This is a genomic window from Tardiphaga robiniae, from assembly GCF_013359755.1.
GTDB lineage: Bacteria > Pseudomonadota > Alphaproteobacteria > Rhizobiales > Xanthobacteraceae > Tardiphaga > Tardiphaga robiniae.
Window position 1 is genome coordinate 31,819 of the sequence record NZ_JABMCJ010000090.1, and the last position, 15,502, is coordinate 47,320.

The window sequence follows — 15,502 nt, forward strand, 5'->3', positions numbered from 1 at the left end:
GGTGGCAGCAGCAACTGCCTAGTTTCTTGTCCCTATCACTTGGAGAAACCACATGATCGTCCTTCACGGCGTAGGTGCAGGCTTTGGCCTGCCGGAAATCAGCCCTTTCGTCACCAAGACGGAAGTCCAGCTCAAGATGGCCGGCTTGCCCTACGAGAAGCAACCGGCACGGCCGCAGGATTCGCCGAAGGGGCAGATGCCCTATATCGATGACGGCGCTGAGTGCATTGCCGACTCCACCTTTATCCGCGCCTATATCGAACGCAAATATGAGGTCGATTTCGATAGGGGTCTCGATCTCGCCCAGCGCGCTCAGGCCTGGGCGATCGAGCGGATGATCGAGCATCACCTCTACTGGTCGCTGGTCGGCGTGCGCTGGGTCGATGCCGATAATTTCGCCAAGGGACCGTCGCATTTCTTCGACGGCATTCCCGAAGCGCAGCGCGACGAGATTCGTGCATCCGCGCGCAAATCCGTCATTCAGAACCATCTGGCGAATGGCCTCGGCCGGCATCCTGCCGATGAGGCGCTGCAACTCGCGGATCGTTCGCTGATGGCTCTGTCGGTGCTGCTGGCCGGGAAGTCTCACTTGATGAGCAACCGCCCGGCCGGTGTCGATGCGACCGCATTCGGCGTTCTGGCCGGGATCCTGTCGCCGTTGTTTCCGTCGCCCCTGCAGCGTCAGTTGCACCGCTATGGCAACCTCGTCACCTACGTGGATCGGATGATGGCAGAGTATTATCCCGAACACGTCTGGCAGTGCAGCGTCGCTGCCTGAGGCTGTGTCGCCTTCAATGCGGCGACGCTGCCCCCTTCAGCGTCGCCAGTTCTGCTTCCAACTCCGCAATTCGCGCATCGCGCGCTGCCAGTACTGCTGCAACATCGGCGGCATCGAACTTCTGCGGGATATGTTGCGGGCAATTGGTGTCCCACGCGGCGATCGTGAACAGGATCACCTGTTCCGGCTTGGCACGATAACCTTGCGGCATTAGCGACGCCAGCAGCGCCGGATCGTCCTCGACCACCCGCGCGGTGCCCCAGAGCTTGACGCGTCGGCGATGTGCATAATCCATGATGAAGATGTTGGCCTTGGGATTCTCGGCGAGATTGCCCTGGGTGATGTATTGCCGATTGCCGCTATAGTCCGCAAAGGCCAGCGTCTGCTTGTCGAGGATCTTCACGAAGCCCTTCGGCCCGCCGCGATGTTGCATATAAGGCTGACCGTCAGCGCTGGCGGTAGCCAGAAAGAAGCTGTTCGCCTCGGCGAGAAACGCTGCGAGATTGTCGTCGATCTCGGTGCGCCAGCCGCCGTTTTCCTCGACATGCGCATAGCCGGAACGCGACCCCTTGCGGGTCTGGATCGCCTTGACGGTCGGCGTGAACGCAATGTCGCTGGAATAGGTGTGGATGTCTGACATGACTTACTCCCTGATTGGAGCTTGGGACGGGATGCGTTCCCGCCGCCCCAAGTTGGCTATTTCCTCGCACAAGAACAATCATCGGAATTGACACCTCATTATTGCTGGATATGAAATGGTTCGATGGATCGCATCGAAGCCATGACCGTCTTCGTCGCCGTGGCGGACCTGCAGGGGTTTGCGCCTGCGGCCCGCAAGCTCGGACTCTCCGCGTCGGCGGTCACCCGCATGGTGGCGGCGCTGGAGGAGCGCCTTGGCGCCCGCCTGCTGCAGCGGACCACGCGCTCGGTGATGCTGACCGATGTCGGCGCGCGCTATCTGCAACGAGCGCGCCAGATTCTCGCGGATATCGAGGAGGCCGAAGGCTCCGCGCAGGCCGAACGCGCCAGGCCGACCGGGCGTCTGGTCGTCTCGGCGCCAGTCGGCTTCGGGCGGCTGCATGTGACGCCGCTGATCTCGGCCTATCTGCAGCGCTATCCCGATGTCTCGGGTGAATTGCGGCTGACCGATCGCATGGTCAGTCTGGTCGAGGACGGAATCGATGTTGCCGTCCGGATCGGTCATCTCCCCGATTCGAGTCTGGTGGCGCGCCACGTCGGCAGCATGCCGCGCATCGTCGTTGCGTCGCCGGATTATCTGGTGCGGCGCGGCCAGCCGGAGACGCCGGACGATATCGCGAAGCACGATACGATCCAGTTCGGTGTCATTGCATCAGCGCCGGAATGGCGCTTCGTGCAGGATGGCGATGACATTCGCATCACGCATATGCCGCGTTTCACCACCGATGTCGCCGATGCTGCCATCTGGCATGCCGAGCATGGTGGCGGCCTGACCCGCGTGCTGGCCTATCAGGCGGCAGACGCGCTGGTGGCCGGCCGCCTCAAACGTGTGCTCACGCAGTTCGAGCCGCCGGCGGTGCCGATCCACATCGTCTATCCGACCTCGCGCTTGCTGTCGGCGAAAGTGCGCGTCTTCATCGATCTCGCCGCCGATACCTGCCAGTGGGATTTCGGCAAGCGATAGTCATCGCTACGACTTTGGCGGTGCCACGCTGAATGTGCCATTGGCCCGGGCGCACGGCTCGCCGTCTGCCGTGATTAGTGCCTGCGCAAAGCAGAGACGCTTGCCGGTCTTGATGACCTCGGTCTCGATCTGCAGCCATTGCCCGATCTGCGCGGAGCCAAGAAAATCAGCAGAGAGATTCACGGTGAGCAGCCGCGCACCGCCGCCCAGTACATGGCCGCAGCTCAGGCCCATCGCATTGTCGGCCAGAGCCGTGATCAGCCCACCATGTGCCATGCCGCGCGAATTGGTGTGCGCTTCGGCGATGTGGAGACCAAGGATGATATTGGTGTCGGTCACCTTCGAATAGATCGGCTCCCACGGCGCGGTGAGGGGGCTCTTGCGATAGTGCGGCGCGAAGCCGTCGGGAATAGCGGTGTCAGTCATGGCGCATCGATCCGGATTGTTTGCGCCATAGAAGCGAAAGCACAAGCAAAGGACAGACCAACAAAGTTTGAAACGGGTCTGACGGGATGTTTAAAACAGGTGTGACAGCGATAACGCCAAACTCAGTCTGTCGTCACCCGCGAAAGCGGTGATCCAGTAAACGCAGGCGGTTCGGGTCATCACACTTGCCGGTCTTTACTGGGACACCCGGTCAAGCCGGGTGACGACATGCAGAGTGTGAGTGGGAAGGCCTAATAGGGCAGTCCCACATAATTTTCCGCCAGCGACGCCGTCGCGACATCCGAATGTACGACATAATCCAGCTCGGCCTGCTGCAGCTTGGTGCCGAAACCGTCATTGTCGGGGAAGCGATGCATCATCGAGGTCATCCACCACGAGAAACGCACCGCTTTCCACACGCGCTTCAGCGCGATGGCCGAATAGAAGTCGAGACCGCTCGAGGATTTCTCATCGTAGAATTCGCGCAGCGCCATCGACAGGTAATGGACGTCGGAGGCCGCGAGGTTGAGCCCCTTGGCGCCGGTCGGCGGCACGATGTGGGCGGCGTCGCCGGCGAGGAACAGCCTGCCAAAACGCATCGGTTCCGCGACAAAACTACGCAGCGGCGCGATGCTCTTCTCCAGCGATGGGCCGGTGATGAGGCTTTCGGCGGCCTCCGTGTCGAGGCGACGGCGCAACTCGTCCCAGAACATGTCGTCTGTCCAGTTCTCGACTTTTTCGTCGAGGGAGCACTGGACGTAATATCGGCTGCGCGTCATCGAGCGCATCGAGCACAGCGCGAAGCCGCGTTGGTGATTGGTGTAGATCAGCTCATGCGACACTGGCGGCGTATCCGAGAGCAGGCCGAGCCAGCCGAACGGATAGACGCGCTCGAAGGTCTGTACGGCGGAGGCCGGAACGCTCTGGCGCGAGACGCCGTGGAACCCATCACAGCCGGCAATGAAATCGCAGGCGATCTCGTGGCTTACGCCGTCCTTGACGTAGCGGACGCGGGGGCTTGTGCCGTCGAAATCATGCAGCGAGACATTGTCGGCATCATAGACCGTGGTCAGCCCGGCCTTGTCGCGGGCGTCCATCAGGTCGCGGGTGACCTCCGTCTGGCCGTAGACGGTAACGACCTTCCCGCGGGACGCCTTCTTCAGGTCGAGGCGGTGGCGAATTCCGCCGAACAGAAGTTCGATCCCGTCATGGATCAGGCCTTCGTGATGCAGGCGCTCGGTAATCCCCAGCTTTTCCAGCAGGCCAACGGTGCCCTGTTCGAGCACGCCGGCGCGGATGCGGGCGAGGACATAGTCGCGATCCTTGCGCTCCAGAATGACGTTATCGATCCCATAGGCATGCAATAGTTGCCCTAGCAACATTCCAGCCGGACCAGCTCCAATGATGGCAACTTTTGTTCGCAACGCTTGCTCCCGCGGTTGATATAGGCTCTGTCGTCCGACTGAGTTGACAAGTCAAGCGGGGTCGCGACACTGGCTCCGCAACGCGTGCAATCGCACCGCTTGCAAGGATGATTATAACATATAACAATATTCGCAAAGGGCCATTCAAGGTCCGGTGAACAAGTTCGATAGAACAGGTTCGAGAGAACACGTCCAAACGGGCGTAGAGGGAGAGACGTCGATGAAAAGGGCAATCTTTGCATTGCTGGCGGCTGGCTGTCTGACGACGGCAATGAGCCCGGCCCAGGCGCAAGACAAAACCGTCAATATGAAAGTATCCCTGTGGGTGCCGCCGGCGCATCCGCTGGTGCCGGCCACGCAGGCCTGGGCCGCCGATATCGAGAAGGCCTCGGGCGGCAGCATCAAGATGTCGGTATTCCCTTCGGAACAGCTCGGCAAGGCGTTCGATCATTACGACATGGCGCGCGATGGTATCGCCGATATCACCTATGTGAATCCCGGCTATCAGCCCGGCCGCTTCCCCATCGTGGCCGCAGGCCAGCTGCCCTTCGTGTTCTCGGACGGCAAGAAGGGTACCCTCGCGCTCAACGAGTGGTATCAGAAATACGCCAAGACCGAGATGAAGGACACGAAGCTGTGCTTCGCTTTCATCCACGATCCCGGATCGATCCACGGCAAGAAGAAGATCGTAGTGCCGTCAGACCTCAACGGCGTGAAGGTCCGCCCGGCGCAGAGCACCATCGGCGAAATGGTCAAGCTGTTCGGCGGAACCAATGTGCAGGCCTCGGCGCCGGAATCGCGCGATGCGATCGAGCGCGGCGTTGCTGACGAGATCGCGTTCCCGTGGGGCTCGATCTTCCTGTTCGGTATCGACAAGGTGGTGAAGTATCACATCGACGTGCCGCTCTATTCGACGGTGTTCACCTACAACATCAACCTCGCCAAGTATAATTCCATGTCCGCAGCGCAGAAGAAGATCATCGACGATCACTGCACACCGGAATGGGCCTCCAAGGTCACCGATCCCTGGGTCGACTTCGAAGCCAATGGCCGCACCAAGATGAAGGCGCTGCTGGATCACGAAGTCTACAAGCTGACGCCCGAGCAGCTCGCCGAGTGGAAGAAGGGCGTTCAACCGCTCAACGCCGCCTGGGCTGCGGCCGTGAAGAAGGCCGGCGGCGATGCCGATGCCATCGACGCCGACCTCAAGGCGATGCTGAAGAAGCACGACGCGGGGCTGTAGCTTTCCGCCGAGTCCGTTGATCGCACGGACCTCTCACCACGTCATGGCCGGGCTTGACCCGGCCATCCACTTTCCTTCGCCACCCAGAAGATGAATGCCCGGGTCATCTAGTGAAGTTCGCTTCGCGCTGCCCGGGCATGACGATCGAGAGGGCGGAGGCTGGCTTCTCCTCTTGAGCATTGTGACATCGACGATGACCGCCACGTCCGAAATCTCCCAATCCAGCGCCCTCGGCATTCCGCCGGAGCCGCCCCGCAAGAACGTGATGGATCGCTTTATCGATTCCATCGAGTGGATTGCCGCGTTCTTCGTCGGTATCGTCGCGCTGAACACTTTCATCGCGGTGTTTATGCGAAAATTCTTTGCGGTCACGATCCCCGATTATTACAATATCGGCCAGTTCATGCTTGGCGTGCTGATCTTCTGGGGCATCGCCGCGACGTCCTATCGCGGCTCGCACATCACCGTCGATCTGGTCTGGGCCAATGCCACGCCAAAGTATCAGCGCTGGATCGACGTGTTCGCAACCTTGGTGCTGCTGTTCGTCGTGACCGTGCAGACCTACACGCTGTTCGACAAGGTTGTGGATACTTATTCGAGCCACATCGTCACCATGGATCTGCAACTGCCGGTCTGGCCGTTCTTCCTGCTGTCATGGATCGGCGACGTTTCGGCGGTGCTGTTGATCGCGATCCGCACTTACAGGCTGATCTTCCATCCGGAAGAGATGCATGAACCCGAAATCAAGACGGCAGAGTAAATCGCATGGATCTCAGTAACGAAGCGGTTGCCGTCATCGGCTTTGTCAGCCTGTTCGTGTTGATGCTGTTGCGCGTGCCGGTTGGTATGGCAATGGGGCTCGTGGGCATCACGGGCTTTGGCTATCTCACTGGTTTTGCGCCAGCGCTGAAACTGGTCGGCCAGACTACCATGCGGACGGTGACGGACTATTCCTTTGGCGTGATCCCGATGTTCCTCCTGATGGGCGCCTTCGTTTCGGTGTCGGGTATCAGCCGTGAACTATTTCGCGCGGCCAACACCTTTGTCGGCCACTGGAAGGGCGGATTGGGCATCGCGACCATCGCCGCCTGCGGCGGCTTTGCCGCGATCTCCGGTTCGTCGGTGGCGACGGCCGCGACATTCTCCGCCGTTGCCTATCCGGAAATGCGGCGTTTCAATTATCCGCAGAGCTTCGCCACGGGTGTCATCGCCGTGGGCGGCACGCTCGGCGCGATGCTGCCGCCGTCCACGGTATTGGCGGTTTACGGCATTATTACCCAGCAAGACATAGGCAAGCTGTTCATCGCCGGCATCGTGCCGGGCCTGCTCGCTATCGTCATGCACATGATCACCATTGCGATCATCGGCGTGGTCAAGCCGGGCTTCTTGCCGGCTGGCCCGAAAGCCTCGTGGCGCGAGCGCGCCGCGGCGATCCGCGATGTCTGGTCGCCATTGTTGCTGTTCGTCTTCGTGATTGGCGGCCTTTATGGCGGCTTCTTCATCCCGACCGAAGCCGGTGCGGTCGGCGCGGTCGGCGCCTTCATCATCGGCGTGCTGCGCGGCAAGCTGAACAAGGACGGCATCCTGCAGTCATTGCTGCAAGCGACGCGGACCGCTGCCGCCGTGTTCACCGTGCTCATCGGTGCGCTGTGCTTTGGCTATTTTCTCACGATTACCCAGACCCCGCAGCACGTCACCGAGTTCCTCACCGGCCTCGGCATCGGCCCCTACGGCGTACTGGCGCTGATCCTCCTGATGTATCTGGTGCTGGGCTGCCTGATGGATGCCATGGCCATGGTGATCCTCACCGTGCCGATCGTGTTTCCGGTGATTATGGCGCTTGGTTTCGATCCGATCTGGTTCGGCATCGTCATTGTCATGACCGTCGAGCTCGGCCTGATTCACCCGCCGGTTGGCATGAACGTGTTCGTCATCAAGAGTGTGATCAAGGACGTCAGCATGTCGACGATATTCAAAGGCGTGCTGCCATTCGTGGTTACCGACCTGATCCGTCTCGTGCTGCTGATCCTGTTCCCGCTGATTGCCACCTGGCTGCCGATGCGGATGATTGGATGACATCATGACGACACCGCAGCTTGTGACGAGATATGTCTTCAGCCTGTCGATCAAGGTCGGCACGCCGGTCGTGGCCGGTGATCTCGGATATGGCATCCGTCGCGTCATCCCGGTCCTTGGCGGCACCGTGCAGGGCGAGGGCATCAAGGGCACGATCCATCCAAGCGGCGCCGACTTCCAGGTCATCCGCCCGGATGGCTTTACCGAGCTTGAAGCGAAATACACATTCGAACTCGATGACGGCGCCGTGATCTATATCGAGAATATAGGCGTCCGCTTTGGCCCGAAGGAGGCGCTTGATCGCATCGCTCGGGGCGAGGCGGTCGATCCCACCCTGATCTATTTCCGCTCGGTGCCGAAATTCGAGACAGGGCATCCCAAGTATCGTTGGCTGATGCAGAACCTGTTCATCGGTGTCGGCGCACGGCATCCCGACCGTGTCGAGCTTGCGGTGCATCAGGTGCTGTGACAGCGTTGTGGCAATTCCATGAACGCGGGCGGCGGCGTCCTGACGCGTAGTTTCGCATACGCAACATGATCTTTGTGTAGTTAACTTCCGATCGACCGGCAAAAAGCCGGCCAACATAGGGAGGCGACGAGGCTGAGAGCGTATCTGCTTGGGACTGCCATTTCGCTTGTCATGGTTGTTCCGTCGATAGCGCAGGACTGGACCAAATCTAAATGGGGGCCAAACGACGAAATCGGCGCCGCCAACTACATGAAGCCCGATCTGGTGAAGTCGGCCGCGCAACTGGTGAAGACCGGGAAGACCTATGCGCTCGGCATTCCGGTGGGCGCTGACACGCCGGCCTATCCGCCCCGCGGTTTCAAGATCACCGTGGTACAGCCCGGTCAGGCCGGCAATCCCGGGCTCGGTCCCAATCACGCGACCTACAACGACGACATGCTCAACGGCTGGGTCGGCGTCAATCACGTCTACTATAACGGCAACAAAATTGCAGACTTTGGTGATCCTACTGGCCTTAAGAAGCTCGGCATCGACAAGGTGCCGCCGCTCGTCACCCGTGGCGTGCTGCTGGACATGGCGGCCTACCACAAGACCGACGTGGTCAAGGAAGGCACTGCTTTCAATGTCAAGGAAATCGAGGAGGTCGCCAAGGCGCAGGGCGTTGAGATCAGGCAAGGCGACGTCGTGCTGTTCCACACCGGATGGCTCAGCCTGCTCGGCAAGGACGATAAACGCTACAATGCCGGCGAGCCCGGCCTCGGCGCCGAGGGCGCTAAGTATCTAACCAGCAAGGGTGTCGTCGCGGTCGGCGCCGATACCTGGGGCGTCGAGGTGCTGCCGTTCGAAACCGGCAATGTATTTGAAATCCACCAGATACTTCTGGCGATGAACGGGACTTACATCCTCGAAAACATGGACACATCCGAACTGGCCAAGGACAAAGGCTACGAGTTCCTGTTCGTGCTTGGTCAGCCCCGCTTCAAGGGCGGTGTGCAGAGCATGATCAACCCGGTGGCGATCCGCTAGCCCTGGTAAGAGAGGCGATCCGGTCTATCAGGCGAGACCGGATCGCTGTCGCACCGGAATACCTGACTTTATGCAGGACGAGATCAGCCTATTGCACCGCAAGATTGACTCATGCGCTATTCGTTATAAGATATAATTATTCTAGCCAGGACCTAATCGCGCTCATGAACCAAGCCGTCGCCGCTACCGCTGCCATGCTCCAGATCGAAACCCAAGGCCGCGTGCTGATCGTGGGCCTGAACCGTCCTGCCAAGCGCAACGCGCTGAACGATGGACTGATCCTGGACATCGAGCGTTGCTTCGCGTCGCTGCCCGAGGAAATCGGTGCCGTCGTCGTCCACGGCATCGGCGGGCATTTTTCCGCGGGTCTCGATCTGTCCGAACTCACCGAGCGCGACGCGACAGCCGGCTTGATGCATTCGCGGATGTGGCACCGGGTGTTCGATATCATCCAGCATTGCCGCGTCCCAGTGATCGCCGCACTACAGGGCGCAGTGATCGGCGGCGGCCTTGAACTGGCTTGCTCCGCGCATATTCGCGTTGCCGATCCCTCGGCCTATTACGCGCTGCCGGAAGGCAGCCGCGGTATCTTCGTCGGTGGCGGCGGCTCGATGCGTCTGCCGCGCCTGATCGGTGTGCACCGGATGGCCGACATGATGCTCACCGGCCGTGTTTACAAGGCGGAGGAGGGCGTGGCGCTCGGCTTCGCGCAGTATCTGACGGAAGCCGGCGGCGCCTTGCCCAAGGCCATAGAGCTTGCCGAGCGTGTCGCGCAGAACGCACCGTTGACAAATTTTGCCGTGCTGCAGGCCTTGCCGCTGATCGCCGAAGCCAGTCCGCAGACAGGCCTGATGCTCGAAGCGCTGATGGCCTCGGTGGCGCAGAGCGATCAGGAGGCGAAAAATCGCATCAGGGATTTTCTGGAGCGCAAGGCAGGCAAGGTGAAGCCCGGCTAATCCTGCAAGACGACAACGAACAAAAATAAAAGCAACAATCGGGACGAATACACAGGGCGGAAACAATGTCTGCAAGTGCCGACAAAATCGATCAGACAAAGCGAGCGATAACCGCGCATCCGCTGCGGCCGATTTCCTATGGCGATCCCGCGGTCACCATCGAGCGCCACGACGACGGCACCATCTATCTGCGTCCGACCAATGCCATCGGCGACTATCCGGACCGTGTCACCGACTATCTGCATCACTGGGCCAGGGAAGCGCCGGATCGCGTCTTCATGGCTGAGCGCGCGGAAGGCGGCGGCTGGCGTGAAGTCACTTACGCGCAGATGCTGGATGCGGTGCGCCACATCGCCTCGGCGCTGCTGTCGCGCGAGTTGTCCGCCGACAAGCCCATCGTCATTCTCTCCGGCAATTCGGTCGATCATGCACTGATCGCCTTCGGCGCGCTCTATGCCGGCATTCCCTACGCTCCAGTGTCGCCGGCCTATTCGCTGGTGTCGAAGGACTACGGCAAGCTCGGCTATCTCATGAAGCTGCTGACGCCGGGGCTGGTCTTTGTCGATGACGCCAATGCATTCACGAACGCTATTCACTTCAATGTGCCCGAAGGCACTGAAGTCGTCGTAAGTACCGGCGCTCTGCCGGACCGGCGCGTGACCAAACTCTCTGATCTGCTCGTGACACCGGAGGCCGCCAATCTCGACGCAGCGAACGCAGCCATCGGTCCCGATTCCATCGCGAAGTTTTTGCTGACCTCAGGCTCCACCGGCAATCCGAAGGCTGTGATCAACACCCAGCGCATGATGTGCGCCAACCAGATCATGCTACGCGATACGCTGGCCTTCCTGAAGGACGAGCCGCCGGTGATCATCGACTGGCTGCCATGGAATCACACCTTTGGCGGTAATCACAATATCGGGCTGACACTGTTCAATGGCGGTTCGATGTATCTCGACGACGGCAAGCCGACGCCCGCGGGTATCGAACAGACAATTCGTAATCTCCGCGAGATCTCGCCGACGGTCTATTTCAACGTCCCCAAAGGCTATGAATCGCTGCTGCCCTATCTGCGCGAAGATGCCGCGCTGCGTGAAAAATTCTTCGCGCGGCTGCACGCAATGTTCTTCTCCGGCGCAGCGCTGTCCGCCTATGTCTGGGACAGTCTTGACGAACTGTCGGTGCAAGCCACGGGCGTGCGCGTGCCTATGCTGACGGGTCTCGGCGCGACCGAGACCTCGCCCTTCTTCATGTGCGTCAATCCGGTGACCAGTCGCTCAGGCCATGTCGGCCTTCCGGTGCCGGGCAACGATGCCAAGCTGGTGCCGAACAACGGCAAGATGGAAGTGCGCGCTAAAGGGCCGAACATCACGCCGGGCTATTGGCGCGAGCCGGAACTGACCGCGAAGGCGTTCGACGAGGAAGGCTATTACATCTTCGGCGATGCGCTGAAGGCCGTCGATCCCGATGATCTCTCCGCCGGGTTTGATTTCGACGGCCGCATCTCCGAGGATTTCAAGCTCGGCAGCGGCACCTGGGTCAGTGTTGGCCCGCTGCGCGCGCGCTTCGTCGGCACCTGCGCGCCGCTGGTGCGCGATGTCGTCATCGCCGGCATCAACCGCGACGAACTCGCAGCTCTCGTTATTCTCGATCTCGATGGCTGCCGTGTGATCAATCCCGATCTTCCTGTGGGCGACCTCACTGCGGCGGCCAATGATCCGATCATCCGCAACGCGTTTCGTGAGCGCCTCGCACGTTTCATGGCTGGCGCGACGGGGTCCTCCACGCGGATTGCCAAGGTGGTGCTGCTCGACACACCACTGTCCATCGATCGCGGCGAGGTCACGGACAAGGGCTCGGTCAATCAGCGCGCGGTGCTGGAGCATCGCGCCAGGTTGATCGACGATATCTATGGGAATCCGGAAGTCGCGAAAGTGATCGCGATCTAGTTGAAAGCCGCCAATGAACGGCAGAGAAATCGAACAGGGGAGGACATCATGCAATTGAAGAACCAGGCCGCTATCGTCACGGGTGGCGCTTCCGGTCTCGGCGCTGCGACCGCCCGCAGGCTCGCCGCGCAGGGCGCGAAAGTCGCGCTGCTCGATCTCAACATCGCCCTCGCCGAAGCCGTCGCCAAGGAAATCGGCGGTGTTGCCATTTCCTGCGACGTGTCCGACGCCGCCTCCGCTGAAACCGCGGTCGCCGCCGCCGCCAATGCGCACGGCCCGGCGCGTGTGCTGGTGAACTGCGCTGGCGTCGGCGTCGCCAAGCGCGTGATCGGCCGCGATGGTCCGATGGCGCTCGGCGATTTCGACAAGGTCATTCGCGTCAACCTGATTGGCTCGTTCAATATGATCCGCCTGGCAACGGACCCGATGTCCAAGCTGGAGCCGCTGGAGACCGGCGAGCGCGGCGTGGTGATCTCGACAGCCTCGGTGGCGGCCTATGACGGCCAGATCGGCCAGTCCGCCTATTCGGCGTCCAAGGGCGGCATCGTCGGCATGACGCTGCCCATTGCCCGCGAGATGGCCCAGTTCGGCATCCGCGTGCTGACCATCGCGCCGGGCCTGTTCATGACGCCGCTTTTGGCGGGCCTGCCGCAGGAGGCGCAGGACAGTCTCGCCGCAGCGATCCCGTTCCCACGCCGGCTCGGCCATGCCGACGAATTCGCGTCTCTCGCACTGCACATGATCGATAATCCGTATCTGAACGGCGAGGTGGTCCGGCTCGACGCCTCGCTGCGCATGGCGCCACGTTAAGCCTGCGGCAAAGCATCAGTGCGCCAGCCCTTTACCGGTACGGGCGCACTGACCTAAAGAAGGGGCTGATAAGCCAGCCGAACTTTGATTTAGCTGACCATATAAAAAATGACCTTGAGGGAGAGACCCATGACCAAGCATCACTTGGCGATCGCGGCCGTTGCCGCTTCGCTGGCACTGGCCGGCCCGGCTGTTGCCCAGACCTCTGACATCACTATCGGCATCACCACGTCAACCACGGGCCCCGCGGCCGCGCTGGGCATTCCCGAACGCAACGCGCTGGAATTCGTGCCGAAGGAAATCGGCGGCGTGCCGCTCAAGATCATCGTGCTCGACGATGGCGGCGATCCGACCACCGCGACCACCAATGCCCGTCGTTTCATGACCGAATCCAAGGCCGACCTCATCATGGGCTCGGCGGTGACGCCAACCAGCATTGCGGTGTCCAATGTGGCCAACGAAGCCGGCATCCCGCATTTCGCGTTGTCGCCGCTGCCGATCACGCCGGAACGCGCCAAGTGGTCAGTGGCCATGCCCCAGCCCGTGCCAATCGTCGGCAAGGTGATGTACGACCACATGAAGTCCAAGGGCATCAAGACCATCGGCTATATCGGCTATTCCGATAGCTACGGCGATCTGTGGTTCAACGATCTCAAGACCCAGGCAGTGCCGATGGGTATCAACATCGCGGCGGAAGAGCGCTTTGCCCGTCCGGATACGTCGGTCACGGGCCAGGTGCTGAAACTTATCGCTGCCAATCCTGACGCGATCCTGGTCGGTGCCTCCGGCACCGCGGCAGCGCTGCCGCAGACCGAATTGCGCGACAAGGGCTATAAGGGCCTGATCTACCAGACCCACGGCGCTGCCTCGATGGACTTCATCCGCATCGCCGGCAAGGCCGCCGAGGGCGTGCTGATGGCCTCCGGCCCCGTGATGTATCCGGAAGGCCAGGCCGACACGGCGCTGACCAAGAAGCCCGGCATGGCGCTCAACACCGCCTATGAGGCCAAATATGGCCCCAACAGCCGCAGCCAGTTCGCCGGCCACTCCTATGACGCCTTCGAGGTGCTGAAGCGAGTGATCCCGACGGCGCTGAAGACCGCCAAGCCTGGCACTCCGGAGTTCCGCGAGGCGATCCGGCAGGCGCTGCTCACCGAGCGTGAGATTGCCGCCACCCAGGGCGTCTACAACTTCACGGAAAAGGATCGGTATGGTCTGGATGAGCGTTCGCGCATCTTGCTGACGGTGAAAGACGGCAAATACGTTCTCGCCCAGTAATGCAGATCTGACGGAGGGCAGTGGCGCGAAGCGCCTTTGCTTCGCCGGCATTTTTCGATAACAAGGCCGGCCCTCGCCAGAGGGTCGGCTTTTTGCTGTGCGCGAGCCTTCGCGCGGCCACAACCAGCGCCACGTCTGCCGGTATCGCTGCCGCTTTCGGCGCTCTCCGCTTCCACACGAGAAAGATAAGACATGTCTAAGCTTCACCTGGCGATCGCGGCTGTTGCCGTCTCGCTGGCGATTGCCACCCCCGCCGAAACCCAGACTGCCGACATCACCGTCGGCATCAGCATTTCCACCACGGGCCCCGCGGCCGCGCTGGGCGTGCCCGAGCGCAACGCGCTGGAATTCGTGCCCAAGGACATCGGCGGCGTGCCGTTGAAGCTGATTGTGCTCGACGACGGCGGCGATCCGTCCATCGCCACCACCAACGCGCGCCGGTTCGTGTCGGAATCCAAGGCCGACATCATGGTCGGCTCGTCGATCGTGCCGTCCTCGGTCGCCATCTCGGCGGTCGCTAATGAAGCCGGCATTCCGCATTTCAGCCTGTCGCCGATGCCGTTTACGCCGGCGCGCATCAAGTGGTCGGTGGATATGCCGCAGCCGGTCGAGATCGTCGGCAAGGTCATGTACGACCACATGAAGGTCCACGGCGTGAAGACCATCGGCTATGTCGGCTATTCGGATTCCTATGGCGACCTGTGGTTCAACGACCTCAAGGCGCAGACATCAACGATGGGCATGTCCATTGTCGATGATGAGCGCTTCGCGCGTCCGGATACGTCGATCACCGGCCAGGCGCTGAAGCTGATCGCCGCCAATCCCGATGCCATCCTGATCGGTGCCGCCGGCACCGGCGCCGGCATGCCGCAGTCCGAACTGCGCGATCGCGGCTACAAGGGCCTGATCTATCAGACCCACGGCGCCGCCTCATCAGACTTCATCCGCATCGCCGGAAAATCCGCCGAAAACGTGCTGATGGCTGCGGGTCCGGTGATGTATCCGGAAGGCCAGCCGGAATCCGCGCTGACCAAGAAGCCCGGCCTCGAACTCAATGCGGCCTACGAGGCCAAATACGGCGCCAACAGCCGCAGCCAGTTCGCGGGTCACGCCTATGACGTGTTCGAAGTGCTGAAGCGCGTCGTGCCCGTGGCGTTGAAGACCGCCAAGCCCGGCACCCCGGAATTCCGCGAGGCCATCCGCCAGGCGCTGATGAGCGAGAAGGAAATCGCCGCGACACAGGGCGTTTACAACTACACCGAACAGGACCGCAACGGCGTCGATGATCGCTCGCGGATCCTGCTGACGGTCAAGGACGGGAAGTACGTTCCAGCGAAGTAAACCGGAGCACAGTTCAAACAAAGGCCGGCTGTCACGAGGCAGCCGGCTTTTTCATATGATCGA

The 15,502-nt window shown here is 61.2% G+C and carries 15 protein-coding genes; 12 read left to right on the plus strand and 3 right to left on the minus strand.

Translation table 11 applies throughout. From position 1 onward, the window contains the following. Nucleotides 1-52 precede the first annotated feature (52 nt). Nucleotides 53-778 (plus strand): glutathione S-transferase family protein, encoded by a 726-nt coding sequence (locus HP556_RS19960; protein ID WP_175368271.1) that lies wholly within the window; start codon nucleotides 53-55, stop codon nucleotides 776-778. A 13-nt stretch (nucleotides 779-791) separates the two neighbouring features. Here the strand turns inward: HP556_RS19960 and HP556_RS19965 are convergent, their stop codons facing one another. Then, nucleotides 792-1,418 carry a pyridoxamine 5'-phosphate oxidase family protein gene (locus HP556_RS19965; protein ID WP_175368272.1) on the minus strand — a complete coding sequence of 209 codons (627 nt, stop codon included), beginning with the start codon at nucleotides 1,416-1,418 and terminating at the stop codon, nucleotides 792-794. A 123-nt stretch (nucleotides 1,419-1,541) separates the two neighbouring features. Here HP556_RS19965 and HP556_RS19970 point away from each other — a divergent pair, with 123 nt between their 5' ends. After that, complete coding sequence (locus HP556_RS19970) at nucleotides 1,542-2,441, plus strand: LysR family transcriptional regulator (protein WP_175368273.1); 900 nt, start codon at nucleotides 1,542-1,544, stop codon at nucleotides 2,439-2,441. Between the two features lie 6 nt (nucleotides 2,442-2,447). Here HP556_RS19970 and HP556_RS19975 read toward each other — a convergent pair whose 3' ends face one another. Then, nucleotides 2,448-2,867 (minus strand): PaaI family thioesterase, encoded by a 420-nt coding sequence (locus HP556_RS19975; RefSeq protein ID WP_175368274.1) that lies wholly within the window; start codon nucleotides 2,865-2,867, stop codon nucleotides 2,448-2,450. Between the two features lie 251 nt (nucleotides 2,868-3,118). Next, entirely contained in the window at nucleotides 3,119-4,291 is a 1,173-nt protein-coding gene (gene pobA / locus HP556_RS19980; RefSeq protein WP_175368275.1) for a 4-hydroxybenzoate 3-monooxygenase, read from the minus strand. 220 nt (nucleotides 4,292-4,511) lie between these two features. On the opposite strand from pobA, the gene HP556_RS19985 reads away from it, so the two are divergent. From HP556_RS19985 to HP556_RS20030, 10 genes are all read left to right on the plus strand, one after another. Then, a complete protein-coding gene (locus tag HP556_RS19985) occupies nucleotides 4,512-5,534 on the plus strand; it encodes a TRAP transporter substrate-binding protein (RefSeq protein ID WP_175368276.1) in 1,023 nt (340 codons plus the stop codon). 265 nt (nucleotides 5,535-5,799) lie between these two features. Beyond that, the gene (locus HP556_RS19990; protein WP_231081064.1) at nucleotides 5,800-6,294 is read left to right on the plus strand and encodes a TRAP transporter small permease; all 495 of its coding nucleotides are present in this window, start codon (nucleotides 5,800-5,802) and stop codon (nucleotides 6,292-6,294) included. A 5-nt stretch (nucleotides 6,295-6,299) separates the two neighbouring features. Next, entirely contained in the window at nucleotides 6,300-7,610 is a 1,311-nt protein-coding gene (locus HP556_RS19995) for a TRAP transporter large permease (RefSeq protein ID WP_089265454.1), read from the plus strand. 4 nt (nucleotides 7,611-7,614) lie between these two features. After that, nucleotides 7,615-8,079, plus strand: a complete 465-nt coding sequence (locus HP556_RS20000) for a DUF3237 domain-containing protein (RefSeq protein ID WP_175368277.1) — start codon at nucleotides 7,615-7,617, stop codon at nucleotides 8,077-8,079. Nucleotides 8,080-8,250: 171 nt separating this feature from the next. Beyond that, entirely contained in the window at nucleotides 8,251-9,105 is an 855-nt protein-coding gene (locus tag HP556_RS20005; protein ID WP_175368278.1) for a cyclase family protein, read from the plus strand. 164 nt (nucleotides 9,106-9,269) lie between these two features. Beyond that, nucleotides 9,270-10,061, plus strand: coding sequence for a crotonase/enoyl-CoA hydratase family protein (locus HP556_RS20010; protein WP_120291800.1), 792 nt, complete (start codon nucleotides 9,270-9,272; stop codon nucleotides 10,059-10,061). A 65-nt stretch (nucleotides 10,062-10,126) separates the two neighbouring features. Further along, a complete protein-coding gene (locus HP556_RS20015; RefSeq protein ID WP_175368279.1) occupies nucleotides 10,127-12,010 on the plus strand; it encodes a feruloyl-CoA synthase in 1,884 nt (627 codons plus the stop codon). Between the two features lie 48 nt (nucleotides 12,011-12,058). Continuing rightward, nucleotides 12,059-12,820: an SDR family NAD(P)-dependent oxidoreductase gene (locus tag HP556_RS20020; protein ID WP_175368280.1), complete on the plus strand. Its 762-nt coding sequence runs from the start codon at nucleotides 12,059-12,061 to the stop codon at nucleotides 12,818-12,820. Between the two features lie 129 nt (nucleotides 12,821-12,949). Then, on the plus strand, nucleotides 12,950-14,098 hold the full coding sequence (locus HP556_RS20025) for an ABC transporter substrate-binding protein (RefSeq protein ID WP_175368281.1): 1,149 nt from the start codon (nucleotides 12,950-12,952) through the stop codon (nucleotides 14,096-14,098). A gap of 192 nt (nucleotides 14,099-14,290) precedes the next feature. Next, nucleotides 14,291-15,439 (plus strand): ABC transporter substrate-binding protein, encoded by a 1,149-nt coding sequence (locus HP556_RS20030; RefSeq protein ID WP_175368282.1) that lies wholly within the window; start codon nucleotides 14,291-14,293, stop codon nucleotides 15,437-15,439. The last annotated feature ends 63 nt before the right edge of the window (nucleotides 15,440-15,502 follow it).

Coding starts and splice junctions, on each gene's coding strand:
- HP556_RS19975 (WP_175368274.1), bottom strand. CDS start 2,867: ATGACTGACACCGCTATTCCCGACGGCTTCGCGCCGCACTATCGCAAG.
- HP556_RS19985 (WP_175368276.1), top strand. CDS start 4,512: ATGAAAAGGGCAATCTTTGCATTGCTGGCGGCTGGCTGTCTGACGACG.
- HP556_RS19995 (WP_089265454.1), top strand. CDS start 6,300: ATGGATCTCAGTAACGAAGCGGTTGCCGTCATCGGCTTTGTCAGCCTG.
- HP556_RS20010 (WP_120291800.1), top strand. CDS start 9,270: ATGAACCAAGCCGTCGCCGCTACCGCTGCCATGCTCCAGATCGAAACC.
- HP556_RS19965 (WP_175368272.1), bottom strand. CDS start 1,418: ATGTCAGACATCCACACCTATTCCAGCGACATTGCGTTCACGCCGACC.
- HP556_RS20000 (WP_175368277.1), top strand. CDS start 7,615: ATGACGACACCGCAGCTTGTGACGAGATATGTCTTCAGCCTGTCGATC.
- HP556_RS20005 (WP_175368278.1), top strand. CDS start 8,251: ATGGTTGTTCCGTCGATAGCGCAGGACTGGACCAAATCTAAATGGGGG.
- HP556_RS20030 (WP_175368282.1), top strand. CDS start 14,291: ATGTCTAAGCTTCACCTGGCGATCGCGGCTGTTGCCGTCTCGCTGGCG.
- HP556_RS20020 (WP_175368280.1), top strand. CDS start 12,059: ATGCAATTGAAGAACCAGGCCGCTATCGTCACGGGTGGCGCTTCCGGT.
- HP556_RS20025 (WP_175368281.1), top strand. CDS start 12,950: ATGACCAAGCATCACTTGGCGATCGCGGCCGTTGCCGCTTCGCTGGCA.
- HP556_RS19970 (WP_175368273.1), top strand. CDS start 1,542: ATGGATCGCATCGAAGCCATGACCGTCTTCGTCGCCGTGGCGGACCTG.
- HP556_RS20015 (WP_175368279.1), top strand. CDS start 10,127: ATGTCTGCAAGTGCCGACAAAATCGATCAGACAAAGCGAGCGATAACC.
- HP556_RS19960 (WP_175368271.1), top strand. CDS start 53: ATGATCGTCCTTCACGGCGTAGGTGCAGGCTTTGGCCTGCCGGAAATC.
- HP556_RS19990 (WP_231081064.1), top strand. CDS start 5,800: ATGGATCGCTTTATCGATTCCATCGAGTGGATTGCCGCGTTCTTCGTC.